Origin of the sequence: Pseudomonas sp. RC3H12 (assembly GCF_018596375.1) — a bacterium.
GTDB lineage: Bacteria > Pseudomonadota > Gammaproteobacteria > Pseudomonadales > Pseudomonadaceae > Aquipseudomonas.
Genome location: NZ_CP075595.1, coordinates 3,755,586 through 3,768,527 on the forward strand (window position 1 = coordinate 3,755,586; position 12,942 = coordinate 3,768,527).

General features: G+C 67.3%; 12 protein-coding genes. 9 read left to right on the forward strand and 3 right to left on the reverse strand.

Annotation, left to right across the window (positions count from 1 at the left end; all coding sequences use genetic code 11):
- Positions 1-197: 197 nt before the first annotated feature.
- Positions 198-2,243 carry a PhoX family protein gene (locus tag KHO27_RS17035; RefSeq protein ID WP_214500520.1) on the forward strand — a complete coding sequence of 682 codons (2,046 nt, stop codon included), beginning with the start codon at positions 198-200 and terminating at the stop codon, positions 2,241-2,243.
- A 72-nt stretch (positions 2,244-2,315) separates the two neighbouring features.
- On the opposite strand, the gene gspK is transcribed toward KHO27_RS17035, so the two are convergent.
- The gene (gene gspK / locus KHO27_RS17040; protein WP_110699807.1) at positions 2,316-3,281 is read right to left on the reverse strand and encodes a type II secretion system minor pseudopilin GspK; all 966 of its coding nucleotides are present in this window, start codon (positions 3,279-3,281) and stop codon (positions 2,316-2,318) included.
- A 136-nt stretch (positions 3,282-3,417) separates the two neighbouring features.
- Here gspK and tatA point away from each other — a divergent pair, with 136 nt between their 5' ends.
- From tatA to tatC, 3 genes are read left to right on the forward strand one after another with little or no spacing between them, the layout of a single operon-like run.
- Positions 3,418-3,636, forward strand: a complete 219-nt coding sequence (gene tatA, locus KHO27_RS17045) for a twin-arginine translocase TatA/TatE family subunit (RefSeq protein ID WP_214500521.1) — start codon at positions 3,418-3,420, stop codon at positions 3,634-3,636.
- Positions 3,636-3,923: a Sec-independent protein translocase protein TatB gene (gene tatB, locus KHO27_RS17050; protein WP_046854344.1), complete on the forward strand. Its 288-nt coding sequence runs from the start codon at positions 3,636-3,638 to the stop codon at positions 3,921-3,923. Before tatA ends, tatB begins: the two co-directional genes overlap by 1 nt.
- Positions 3,923-4,657 carry a twin-arginine translocase subunit TatC gene (tatC, locus tag KHO27_RS17055; protein ID WP_110699809.1) on the forward strand — a complete coding sequence of 245 codons (735 nt, stop codon included), beginning with the start codon at positions 3,923-3,925 and terminating at the stop codon, positions 4,655-4,657. The genes tatB and tatC overlap by 1 nt, the downstream gene beginning before the upstream one ends.
- 101 nt (positions 4,658-4,758) lie before the next feature.
- Here tatC and KHO27_RS17060 read toward each other — a convergent pair whose 3' ends face one another.
- Both KHO27_RS17060 and KHO27_RS17065 read right to left on the reverse strand, forming a co-directional pair.
- Entirely contained in the window at positions 4,759-4,998 is a 240-nt protein-coding gene (locus tag KHO27_RS17060) for a DUF3077 domain-containing protein (RefSeq protein ID WP_214500522.1), read from the reverse strand.
- Complete coding sequence (locus KHO27_RS17065) at positions 4,995-5,234, reverse strand: hypothetical protein (RefSeq protein ID WP_094011672.1); 240 nt, start codon at positions 5,232-5,234, stop codon at positions 4,995-4,997. The genes KHO27_RS17060 and KHO27_RS17065 overlap by 4 nt, the downstream gene beginning before the upstream one ends.
- A gap of 514 nt (positions 5,235-5,748) precedes the next feature.
- Between KHO27_RS17065 and KHO27_RS17070 the strand changes: the two genes are divergently transcribed.
- The 5 genes from KHO27_RS17070 to nagE are packed head-to-tail and all read left to right on the forward strand — an operon-like array spanning position 5,749 to position 12,835.
- Entirely contained in the window at positions 5,749-6,480 is a 732-nt protein-coding gene (locus tag KHO27_RS17070; protein ID WP_038706720.1) for a GntR family transcriptional regulator, read from the forward strand.
- An 11-nt stretch (positions 6,481-6,491) separates the two neighbouring features.
- Positions 6,492-7,580 (forward strand): N-acetylglucosamine-6-phosphate deacetylase, encoded by a 1,089-nt coding sequence (gene nagA, locus KHO27_RS17075; protein WP_214500523.1) that lies wholly within the window; start codon positions 6,492-6,494, stop codon positions 7,578-7,580.
- Positions 7,577-8,599, forward strand: a complete 1,023-nt coding sequence (locus tag KHO27_RS17080; protein WP_214500524.1) for an SIS domain-containing protein — start codon at positions 7,577-7,579, stop codon at positions 8,597-8,599. Before nagA ends, KHO27_RS17080 begins: the two co-directional genes overlap by 4 nt.
- A gap of 18 nt (positions 8,600-8,617) precedes the next feature.
- Positions 8,618-11,161 carry a phosphoenolpyruvate--protein phosphotransferase gene (gene ptsP, locus KHO27_RS17085; RefSeq protein WP_214500525.1) on the forward strand — a complete coding sequence of 848 codons (2,544 nt, stop codon included), beginning with the start codon at positions 8,618-8,620 and terminating at the stop codon, positions 11,159-11,161.
- 12 nt (positions 11,162-11,173) lie between these two features.
- Entirely contained in the window at positions 11,174-12,835 is a 1,662-nt protein-coding gene (gene nagE, locus KHO27_RS17090) for an N-acetylglucosamine-specific PTS transporter subunit IIBC (RefSeq protein ID WP_111532126.1), read from the forward strand.
- Positions 12,836-12,942: the final 107 nt, after the last annotated feature.

Below are 12,942 nucleotides of genomic sequence, written 5' to 3' on the forward strand. Positions count from 1 at the left end.
GTAGGGCTCCGGATATTGCGGCGCTTGCGTGACAGTTTGATGGCAGAAAACCGACGTTAATTCCAAAACAGCGCAGGTTAACGCTTTAGTAATAGCGGTGAGTTTTAAAGGCTCTTTAACAAATCTGACAATCAATCATCATACTTGCCCTCTACAGTCGCGGTTTCCTTCAACTCAGCCAAAAAAAGGACACCCTGATGAGTCGAGATACCGGCGATAACCTGGACCGCAACCAGAGCGGCAACCTGCCGATGGCCAGTGTCATGGACACTTACCTGAGCCGTCGCTCCGTGGTGCGCGGCAGCCTCGGCGCGGCCATCGCCATGATCGCCGGTGCCGGCCTGACCGGTTGCTTCGACAGCGGCGGCGGCTCGGATCACGACGATCCAGCGCCGCAGCCGGAGAAACCCAAACTCAAGCTGGGCTTCAACTCCATCGCCGGCTCGCGCACCGACGCCTGCGTGGTCGCCGCCGGCTACAGCGCCTACGTGCTGGCCCCTTGGGGCACGCCGCTGAACGCCACCGCCAACCCATGGAAGGCCGACGGCAGCAACACCTCCACCGACCAGGCCAACGCCATGGGCATGCACCACGACGGCATGCACTTCTTCCCCATCAACGGCAGCTCCAGCGATGGCCTGCTGGCGATCAACTTTGAATACATCGACACCGCCGCCCTGCACCCGGCCGGCCCCACCACCGTCGCCGGCAAGCGCCCGGTCGAAGAGGTGCGCAAGGAAATCAACGCCCATGGCGCCGGCGTGGTGCGCATCAGCAAGGTCGCCGGGCGATGGCAGGTGGTCGACAACGACCCGCTCAACCGCCGCTTCACCACCGTCTCGCTGATGGATATCGCAGGCCCGATGCGCGGCACCGACCACGTCAAGACCAAGTTCTCACCCACCGGCACCCAGTGCCGCGGCACCAACAACAACTGCGGCAACGGCTACACCCCGTGGGGCACCTACCTGACCTGCGAGGAGAACTGGCCCGGCATCTTCGTCAACAAGGGTGTGCGCCCGGCCGACCAGGTGCGTATCGGCGTCTCTTCGAGCAGCGGCCAGTACAAGTGGGAAACCGCGGCGGGTGATGCCAGCGAAGTGGCCGGCGAATTCGCCCGCTTCGACATCACCCCCAGCGGCGCCAGCGCCACCGACGACTTCCGCAACGAAGCCAGCACCTATGGCTACATTGTCGAGATCGACCCGTACACTAACAACACCCTGGCGGTGAAGCGCACCGCCCTGGGCCGCTTCCGCCACGAAGGCTGCTGCCCGGGCCTGCCGGTGGCCGGCAAGCCGCTGGTCTGGTACACCGGCGACGACTCCAACAACGAATACCTATACAAGTTCGTCTCCGACGCGCTGTGGGACCCGGCCGACGCCAATCCGGCCGACCGCCTGGCCACCGGCGCCAAGTACATGGACAAGGGCAAGCTGTATGTCGCCCGCTTCGATGCCAACGGCACCGGCGCCTGGCTGCTGCTCGACGTGGCCACCCCGACCACCGCCGGCAGCACCCTGGGCGCGCAGTTCGGCGACCTGCCGGGCATCATCCTCAACACCCGTGGCGCTGCCGACGCCGTGGGCGCCACGCCCATGGACCGCCCCGAGTGGACCGCCGTCAACCCGCTCAACGGTGATGTCTACCTGACCCTGACCAACAACAGCGCGCGCACCGCGGCCAAGGTCGACGCGGCCAACCCGCGCGGGCCGAACCGCCACGGCCACATCATCCGCTGGCACGACAGCGACGACCACAAGACCTTCACCTGGGACATCTTCGTGTTCGGCGCCAACGCCGCCGGTGCGCCAGACATCAACCGCTCGGGCCTGACCGAACTGAACCAGTTCGCCAGCCCCGACGGCATGAGCTTCGATAGCCGCGGCGTACTGTGGTTCGAGACCGACAACGGCGAGGCCACCCTGACCAGCTACACCAACGACCAGGTGCTGGCAGTGATCCCCACCGACCTGGTGGACGCCAACGGCAAGCAGGTCCCGGTCAACGCCACCAACCAGGTGGACCTGCGCCGCTTCTTCGTCGGGCCGAATGGCTGCGAGGTGACGGGGATTGCCTTCACCCCGGACAACAAGACCATGTTCGTCAACATCCAGCACCCAGACAACTGGCCAAGCACCGACAAGGCCACCGACGTCACGCCGGCCGGCACCTCGGTGCGGCCACGGGCTTCGACGGTGGTGATCCAGCGTAATGATGGCGGGGAGATCGGCACCGTCTGATCGATCAGCTTTCACCTCAATCGCGGGACAAGTCGCATCGGTACGCCGATGCGACTTGTCCCGCGATTTTTTCTACCAGGCCACCGCCTCCCTGCCCCTGACCCGCACCTGCTGCGCCGGCACCCGCGCATGCCATTGCACCACGCCCAGCGCCTCGATCTGGAACTGGCTGCGCAGCGTGCGCCCCTCTTCTTCGAACGACAGCTGCAGGACGAAATGGCCGCTGTTGAGCAGCAACCCTTCGCTTAGCCGGGCGAAGGTCTCGTCATCCACCGCCCCCAGCGCCTGGCGCAAGGCCGCGGCATCGACATACCCGGCCGCCGGGCGGCCACTGATCACGCGGCTGAGCATCGAACGGGAAAACCGTCCTTCGTACATCGCCTCCAGCAACGGCAGATGCTCCAACCCCAGGGCATTGGCATTGAGCCGCCAGCCGCTGGTCGACGGCAGCGCGCAGAGCATTCGATAGCGGCCTTGCCGACCACTGTCCGGCTCCAGCAGCAGGTTCAGCTCACTGGTGTCGAGCATCGGCTGGTTGGCCGCCAGTCGCGGTGGTTGCTGGCGCAGGTACTGGGCGCTCTCGGCGCCCTGCAGGCGGGCATCGCTGTCGGCATCCAGCCAGTCGGCCAGGGCATCGACCAGCCGTTCTGCAGCCATGTCATCGCCCAACAGCTGGCGCAACTGGCGCTCGGCCCGTGGGCCATCCTCCCCCAGCAGGGCGTTGACGTTGAAGCAGCTGTGCTGGTCGATCACCCGCAACTGTGCCTTGCCGGCACCAAAATCATAGGCCAGCGGCTGCCCACGCAGGGCCTGCCAGAACAGCGGGCTGGCGCGCCAGGCCGGATCACGCAGGGCCTGGGAGGCGTAGGCCAGCCCCGCCTGCTCCATGGCCCGCACCTGCACCCGCTGGTGCAGCAGCCGCACCGCGTCCACCTGGCGCCGGCCATCCTCCACCAGCCAGGCCAGCCCCGCTGCGAGCATCGCCAGTACCACCAGCACCATCAGCAGTGCCGCGCCCTGTTGTCGCCTGCGCCCCATCCCTGTCTTCCCGTGGCCGCTGAAAAGCGCCAGTCAACACGCCAGTTGTTGCAGGCAGATGGCAGTCATGTGCCCGTCATCTGCGCAGGGCAGGATTGGCCTTCCTTTTTCTTTGACCTGACAGGAGTGGTCTTACATGGGTGGCATTGGAATCTGGCAATTGGTGATCGTGCTGTTGATCGTCTTCCTGCTGTTCGGCACCAAGCGTCTCAAGGGGCTGGGCGGTGATGTCGGCGAGGCGATCCAGGGCTTTCGCAAGGCCATGGGCGGCACTGCCGACAACACTGTCGAGCAACAGCCGCAGGTGCTGAACAATCAGCCGGTGCAGCAGACGCAAACGGATCGTCAGGCCTGATGTTCGAGATCGGCTTCACCGAACTGCTATTGGTGGGCATCGTCGCGCTGCTGGTGCTCGGCCCCGAGCGCCTGCCGGTGGCGGCGCGGACCCTGGGTCGTGGGCTGGGCCAGGCCCGTCGGGCACTGAATGCGTTGAAGGCGCAGGTGGAACGGGAGATCGACATGCCCGCCCTGGATGCCGCGCCGTTGCAGCGCCTGGAGCAGGAGCTGCGCCAGGGCATCCAGCTCGACGCGACGCCGGCCAATGACCCGACACCAGTCGCCCATGCCAAGGAGAGCGCTTGATGTCCCTCGCTCTCGACCAGGCGACGCGCATGCCACTGACCGATCACCTGCGCGACCTGCGCAAGCGCCTGGTGCGCTGCCTGCTGGTGATCGCGCTGGTGTTCTGCGGGCTGTTCCCCTTTGCCCAGACGCTGTACACGCACATTTCCGAACCGCTGCGCCGTTACCTCCCCGAAGGCGCCAGCATGATCGCCACCAGCGTCACCTCGCCGTTTCTTGCGCCGTTCAAGCTGACGGCGATGTGCGCGCTGTTCGTCGCCATGCCGCTGCTGCTGCACCAGGCCTGGGGCTTCATCGCCCCGGGGCTGTACCGCCGCGAACGGCGCATCGCCCTGCCCCTGCTGGTGTCGAGCATCGTGCTGTTCTACGGCGGCATGGCGTTCGCGTTCTTCCTGGTGTTCCCGATGATGTTCGGTTTCTTCGCCAGCGTGACCCCGGACGGGGTGGCGATGATGACCGACATCGGCCTGTACCTGGACTTCATCCTGGCGCTGTTTTTGGCGTTCGGCCTGGCCTTCGAGATCCCGGTGGCGACCTTCATCGTGGTCTGGGCGGGGCTGACCGACGTGGCCACGCTGCGGCGCAGCCGGCCTTATGTGATCGTCGGCTGCTTCGTGGTGGGGATGATCCTGACGCCGCCGGATGTGTTTTCCCAGACCATGCTGGCGGTGCCGATGTGGGTGCTGTTCGAGGTGGGGTTGCTGGCGTGTGGGTTGGTGCGCCGGGCGGAGTAAAGCTGTACCGGCCTTATCGCGGGGCAAGCCCGCTCCCACGCCAATCGCACATTTGCACTCTCTGCGTGGGAGCGGGCTTGCCCCGCGATAGGGCCATCAGCTCAACCAGAACGGTTCAACCCCACCTCCATGTCATCGATCAGCGCCTTGGCCATGGCGCTGAGGATCCGCGCCGAGCTGCCGGCCAGCAGGTCACCCTCCATTTCCGCCTCGCAAGTCAGGTGGCGGATGCAGCCGAGCAGCACCGACAACTCGCTGAAAGCGTCCTCGAAGGAAACACCCGGCTCGACCTTGAACAGGTCCAGGCAGATCGTGCGACCTGCGGTATGTCCGCGAGTCATGGTCGCAGCTCCGGCTTGTGTTCGAGCAGGGCGCAAGCCAGTTGGCCGAGGTAGTCGCTGGCGGTGAACAGACGGTCCTGAACTTCACCGGGTTCGGTCTGGAAGTAGATATCGAGCACATCGGAGATGGCAGTGGCTACCTCGACGGCGGCGGCCATCGCCTCCTCGCGGGCGAGCGTGGGACGGATACTGATAAAGGGTGCGAGACGGGGTGGGTCAGGTACGCGTTTTTTCATTGGGAAGTTCCTTCGTGATTAACAGGAACCGCCACTTGATCGTTCTCACATGATTGGGTGGCAGCCGTACACGGAGTGAGAACCCGGTCACGAAGAAAACCGGTCAGGCAGAGCCTGCCCGCGCACGGCTGCCATAGCAGAGCGGCGTTCTTCGTGATGCGGGTTCTCACACCCTGTCACCACAATGTGGCGACCCGGTGAAGTTATCCCTGGGGTCTTTCCCCGACAACGCAGCAGCTTCCGGCAAGCACGTAGGATAGTTCCCAAGCTTTTCTGGCTGAAGCATTTGGTTTCAGGTTCGGAAATATCTGACAGGAGATTTGGGGGACGGGGCGTTCATCGATAGGAGGGCTGCGCCTGTGAGACCGAGCGCCGCGCGGGCGGCGCTCGATCTCATAGGCGCCAAATATCTATCGACATACATCCCTATCGACACACCAATCCAGACCAGTGGTATTGACCTGGTATTAAAGTGGTATTAATTTTCATCCCACAACAATACCGGACACCGCCCATGCGTCCTCTAACCGCCCTGCGCCCCGACGACACCAGCGCCACCCCGCTCTACCTACAGCTGGCACGCAACCTGGAGCAGGCCATCCACGCCGGCCAGTGGACCGCCGACCAGGCCCTGCCCTCGGAGCGCACCCTCAGCGAAACCCTGGACATCTCCCGGGTCACCGCGCGCAAGGCCCTGGAAGTCCTGCTCGAACAAGGCCTGATCCAGCGCATCCAGGGCTCCGGTACCTTCATCACGCCACGCCTCGAACAACCCCTGTCACGCCTGTCGAGCTTCAGCGAAATGCTGCGCATGAAAGGCTTCGTGCCCAGCTCGCAGTGGCTGGAGCGCAGCATCGGCACGCCGAGCAGCGACGAACTGATCCGCCTCGGCCTGTCGCCCACCGACCAGGTGGCCCACCTCAAGCGCCTGCGCAAGGCCGACGACATCGTCATGGCGGTGGAGGTCAGCACCCTGCCCGCCCGCCTGCTCGGCGACCCACAGGCCATCGGCGATTCGCTGTACCAGCACCTCGACCAGCTCGGCCGCCCGGTGGTCCGCGCCCTGCAACATATCCGCGCGATCAACGCCAGCGACGAACTGGCCGCCCAGGTGGGCATCGCCCCCGGCACCGCCATGCTGCTGATGACCCGCATCGGCTACCTCGACGACAACACCGCCATCGAGCTGACCGACACCTATTGCCGCAACGACTACTACGACTTCGTCGCCGAACTGCGACGCTGACCGGAGCCTCCATGGACATCGCCAACATCCTCACCCCCGACGGCTGGGTGCGCGGACAACTGCACCTCGAAAACGGCCGCATACAGGCCATCGAGGGCACGCCGTGCGACCCGCAGGCCAACGACCTGCCCTACCTGTTGCCCGGTTTCATCGACCTGCATGTGCACGGCGGCGGCGGCAGCGACATCATGCAGGGCGGTGAGGCCTTCGCCACCATCGCCCGCACCCATCGGCGCTTCGGCACCACCTCGCTGCTGGCCACCACCATGACCGCGCCACGCGAGGAACTGGCCCGCGTGCTGGGCGAACTGGGCGCGCACCTCAAGCAACCGCGCCAGGGCGCGCGCATTCTCGGCGTGCATCTGGAAGGCCCGTACATCAATCCCGGCAAGCTCGGCGCACAGCCGAACTTCGCCCACCAGGCGCTACTCGACGAGGTCGAGGAATACCTGGCCCTGGCACCGATCAAGGTCATCACCATCGCCCCGGAAATCGCCGGGCACCTGCCGCTGATCCAGGCCTTGAGCCAGCGCGGCATCCGACTGCAGATCGGCCACACCCTGGGCAGCTACGAGGAAGGCGTGGCGGCGCTGGAAGCCGGCGCCAGCAGCTTCACCCACCTGTACAACGCCATGAGCCCGCTGCACCACCGCGAGCCGGGCATCGTCGGCGCGGCCCTGGCCCACGCCCGCTACGCCGAGCTGATCCCCGACCTGCTGCACGTGCACCCCGGGGCGATCAAGGTGGCCCTGCGCGCGATCCCGTGCCTGTACTGCGTCACCGACTCCACTGCCGCCGCCGGCATGCCCGACGGCGAATACCGCCTGGGCAGCCACACCGTGACCAAGTGCCTGGGCGGCGTGCGCCTGCCCGACGGCACCCTGGCCGGCAGCACCCTGACCATGAACCAGGCCCTGCGCAACCTGGTGAAGATCGGCCTGCCCCTGGCCGAGGCCTCCGCGCGCCTGTCCCGCCACCCCGCCGATTACCTCGGTATCGCCGACCGTGGCCGCCTGCAACCGGGCGCCTGGGCCGACGCGGTGCTGCTCGATCGCCAACTGAACCTGACCGCCGTGATGGTCGAAGGAGAAACCGCATGAGCTCAAGGATGCTCGAAGAAGCCCGCAGCTGCGCCGATGTCGTCGAACGACAGAACCAGGCGCTGGACCCGCGCCTGGAAACCCTGAGCGAACAGCTGCGCCGGCTCGACCCGCAGGTGGCGCTGACCGTGGCCCGCGGCAGTTCGGATCACGCCGCCAGTTACTTCGCCTATGTCGCCATGCAGCAACTCGGCCTGCCAGTGGCCTCGCTGCCGATGTCGGTGGTGACCTTGCAGCAGGCGCCGCTGCGGGTGCGCGGCCAGGTGGCGCTGGGCTTCTCGCAGTCGGGGCAGAGCCCGGACCTGGTCGACAGCCTGCGTCGCCTGAACCAGTGCGGCGCGACCACCGTGTCGCTGGTCAATGCCGAGGGCTCGCCGCTGGAGCAGGCCTGCCAGCACCACCTGCCGCTGGGCGCCGGCCCCGAGCTGTCGGTGGCGGCGACCAAGAGCTTCGTCGCCACCCTGAGCGCCAGCGCCCGCCTGGTCGCCCATTGGGGCCAGGACCGCGCCCTGCTGGCAGCCGGCCTTGCCCTGCCCGCGCAATTGCGTGAAGCCGCCGCCCAGGACTGGAGCCCGGCCCTCGACACCTTGCGCGATGCCGAACGGCTGATGGTGATCGGCCGTGGCGCCGGCTTTGCCATCGCCCAGGAAGCGGCGCTCAAGCTCAAGGAAACCTCGGTGATCCAGGCCGAGGCCTTCAGCAGCGCCGAGGTGCGCCACGGCCCCATGGCGCTGATCGACGCCCAGTACCCGCTGCTGGTGTTCGCCCCGCGCGGCGTCGAGCAGGCCGGCCTGCTGCAACTGGCCGCCGACATGCGTCAGCGCGGCGCAAATGTGCTGCTGGCGGCGCCGGCCGATATCGCCGGGCGCGACCTCACCCTGAGCTGCGCCGAACACCCGGCCCTGGACCCGCTGCTGGCGATCCAGAGCTTCTACGTCATGGCCGCGGCCCTGGCCGAGGCCCGTGGCCTCGACCCCGACCAGCCGCGCCACCTGAGCAAAGTGACCTGCACGCAGTGAAGCCGCGAGGAACAGCGCATGCCCGACAATAACAAGATCATCCTCCATGCCCCGCTCGCCGGGCCGCTGGTGCCGCTGGAGCAAGTGCCAGACCCGGTGTTCAGCAGCGCCACCCTCGGTGACGGCGTCGCCATCGACCCACTCAACGACGTGCTGCACGCCCCGTGTGCCGGCGAGGTGGTGCAACTGGCCCGCACCGGCCACGCGCTGACCCTGCGCGCAACCAACGGCGCGGAAATCCTCCTGCATATCGGTGTCGACACCGTGCAACTGCAGGGCCGTGGTTTCTCGCCGTTGGTGGCGCTGGGCGACCAGGTCAGCCAAGGCCAGCCGCTGGTGCGCTTCGACATGGACCAAGTGGCGCAGCACTGTGTCAGCCTGGTTACGGTGATGCTGATCAGCAATGGCCCTGGCTTTGGCCTGAGGCGATTGGAGGCAGGCAATGCGCAACTTGGCGCGGCGCTGCTGGAGGTCGAGGCCATGGCTCGCGAAGCGAATGCCCGGCCGGTCAGCCATGAAAGCGCGCGCGGTCATGCCCGGGTCGCTCATCACGGCGGCCTGCACGCCCGCCCCGCCGCCTTGCTGCGCCAGACTGCGCAAGGCTTCCAGAGCCGAGCCATGCTGCGCTTCGCCGAGCGCGAGGCCGACCTCGACAGCCTGGTGGCGGTCATGGGCCTGGGTGTTGGCGAAGGTGCCGAAGTCGAACTGATCTGCACCGGGCCGGACAGCCAGGTCGCGCTGCAGGCGTTGATCGCCGCCGTACAGACGGCCTCGGTCGGTGAGCGCCATGCCGCGCATGCGCCAACCAGCACCGCCATGCCCAAGCCCGCTGCCGGGCCCGGCATGCTTACCGGTGTCTGCGCCGCCCCCGGCCTGGCCCAAGGGCCGCTGGCCCGGCTGGACGGGGTCAGCCTGCCGCCCGACAACGGCGACAACGACCCCGCCGCACAGCACCACGCGTTGAACACGGCCTTGGCCGACGTGCGCCACGCCATCGACCGCGACTGGCGCCACCTGCCGCGCGGCCAGGAGGACGCAGCCGCGATCCTCGAGGCCCACCTGGCCTTGCTCGACGATCCGGCCCTGCTCGGCGACGCCCGCCAGCATATCGCCAACGGCGTCGCCGCCAGCCATGCCTGGAGCCGTGCCATCGATGCCCAATGCCAGATCCTGCGTAGCCTGGGCAACCCGTTGCTGGCCGAACGCGCCAACGACCTGTACGACCTGCAGCAGCGTGTTCTGCGGGCCTTGCTTGGTGAAACCCGGCAACTGCGCCTGCCGCCCTCGGCCATTGTCGTCGCCCATGAACTGACGCCCTCCGACCTGCTGCTACTGGCCCGCCATGAGGTCGCCGGGCTGTGCATGGCCGCCGGCGGCGCCACCTCGCACGTCGCCATCCTTGCCCGCGCCCGCGGCCTGCCGTGCCTGGTGGCCGTAGGCGAAGCGCTGCTGGAACTGCCCACCGGCACGCCGCTGGTGCTGGACGCCGACTTGGGCCGCCTGGAAACCGAGGCTGATGCGCAGCGCCTGGCCGAGGTGCAGCGTCATGTGCAACAGCGCCGCGAAACCCGCCAGCGCCAGCAGGCCGCCGCCCAGCAAAGCGCCCGCACGCGTGATGGCCAAGTGATCGAGGTCGCCGCCAATGTCGCCAGTGCCGAGGAGGCCGCCGAGGCCTTGGCCCAAGGCGCCGACGGCATCGGCCTGCTGCGCAGCGAGTTCCTGTTCATCGACCGCCCCACCGCGCCGGACGAGACGGAGCAGCGCAGCGCCTACCAGGCCGTGCTTGATGCCATGGGCGAGCGTCCGGTGATCATCCGTACCATTGATGTAGGCGGCGACAAGCAGCTCGACTACCTGCCCCTGCCGGCCGAGGCCAACCCGGTGCTGGGCCTGCGCGGCATCCGCCTGGGCCAGGTGCGCCCGGAGTTGCTTGACCAGCAGTTGCGCGCGCTGCTGCAAGTCAGCCCGCAACAGCGTTGCCGGATCATGCTGCCGATGGTGACCGAAGTCGACGAGCTGATCGCCATCCGCCAGCGCCTGGACCGGCTGGCCGGCGAGCTGGGCATCGCGCAAAGCGCCGAGCTGGGGGTGATGATCGAAGTCCCCGCCGCGGCGCTGCTCGCCGAGCGCCTCGCCGAACACGCGGACTTCTTCTCCATCGGCACCAACGATCTGTCCCAGTACACCTTGGCCATGGACCGCGATCACGCCGGCCTGGCCGCGCGAGTGGATGCCTTGCACCCCGCCTTGCTGCGCCTGATCGAGCTGACCTGCCAGGGCGCGGCGAAGCACGGGCGCTGGGTCGGCGTGTGCGGCGCGCTGGCCTCCGACCCGCTGGCCACGCCGGTGCTGGTCGGGCTGGGCGTGGCCGAGCTGTCGGTCAGCGCGCCGCAGATCGGCGAGATCAAGGCGCAGGTCCGTCAACTCGACGCCGCCGCCTGCCGCCGCTTCAGCCAGGGCCTGCTGGGCTTGTCCAGCGCCGCCACGGTGCGCCAGGCCTGCCGCGACTTCACCGCCCAGTCCCATGCCCAACCGACCGCCGCCGCGGCCCTACAACAATAATCGGAGCGCACCATGTACCAGCACTTCATCCAGGGCCTGCAACGGCTCGGCCGCGCCTTGATGCTGCCCATCGCCATCCTGCCCATCGCCGGCCTGCTGCTGCGCCTGGGCGACACTGACCTGCTCGACATCGCCCTGGTGCATGACGCAGGGCAAGCGATCTTCGCCAACCTGGCGCTGATCTTCGCCGTCGGCATCGCCGTGGGCTTCGCCCGCGACAACAATGGCACCGCCGGGCTGGCCGGGGCCATCGGCTACCTGGTGCTGGTGGCGACGCTGAAGGTGATCGACCCGAAGATCGACATGGGCATGCTCGCCGGGATCATCTGCGGTCTGCTCGGCGGCGGCCTGTACAACCGCTTCAAGGACATCCAGTTGCCCGACTACCTGGCGTTCTTCGGCGGCCGGCGCTTCGTGCCGATTGCCACCGGGGTGTCGGCGGTGTTCCTCGGGCTGCTGTTCGGACTTATCTGGCCACCGATCCAGCATGGCATCAACGACCTCGGCCAACTGATGCTGGAGAGCGGCAGCATCGGCGCATTCTTCTTCGGCGTGCTCAACCGGCTGCTGATCATCACCGGCCTGCACCACATCCTCAACAACCTGGTGTGGTTCGTGTTCGGCAGTTTCCAGGCGGCCAGCGGCCAGGTGGTAACCGGCGACCTGGCGCGCTTCTTCGCTGGCGATCCGCACGCCGGGCAGTTCATGGCCGGCATGTTCCCGGTGATGATCTTCGGCCTGCCCGCCGCGTGCCTGGCCATGTACCGCCACGCCGTGCCGGCACGGCGCAAGCTGATCGGTGGCGTGCTGTTGTCGATGGCACTGACCTCGGCGTTGACCGGGGTGACCGAGCCGATCGAGTTCGCCTTCATGTTTCTCGCGCCGCTGCTGTACCTGATCCACGCGCTGCTCACCGGGGTGTCCATGGCGGTCTGCGACCTGCTGGGCATCCGCCTGGGCTTCACCTTCTCCGGCGGCGCCATCGACATGGCCCTGGGCTGGGGGCGCTCAAGCAACGGCTGGCTGGTGTTCCCTGTAGGCCTGCTGTATGCCGTGGTCTACTACTTCGTGTTCGACTTCTGTATCCGCCGCTTCGACCTCAAGACGCCAGGGCGCGAGGAGCAACCCGGCAACGAAGCGGCCGCCAGCGCGGATGCGCCCAGGGCGCGGCGCTTTATCGACGCACTGGGCGGCGCCGCCAACCTGCAAGGCGTTGATGCCTGCACCACGCGCCTGCGTCTGGTACTGGCCGATCGCGGCCTGGCCCAGGACCAGGCCTTGAAAGCCCTCGGCGCCATGGCGGTGGTACGGCCTGGCAGCGGCGGTAGCCTGCAGGTGGTGGTGGGGCCGATGGCCGATGCGCTGGCCGATGAGATCCGTGGTGAGCTACCCCATGCGCGGGTGACGGCACCGGTGGCCGAGAAGACCGCCGTGGTCACCGAGGCGGTCGTCGTGGATGAATGGCTGCAGGCCCTGGGCGGGCGCGACAATCTGCTGGAAGCGCAGTGCGTGGCCTCGAGCCGGGTGCGGGTGCAAGTCAGGGATGAGAGCAAGGTGGCACAGGATCACCTGGCTGCCTTGGGATGCCTGGGAGTGAGTCCGCAGGCGGGCGGCGTGTGGCATCTGCTGGTAGGTGGCAAGGCGCCTGCGCTGGGCGCCGCCTTGCAAGGCTGAAAAGCATCGCGGGGCAAGTCGCATCGGCGCACCGCCGCTCCCACGAATTTGCTTCGTGAGAGCGGCGGTGCGCCGATGCGACTTGCCCCGCGATGTCATTCAACGTT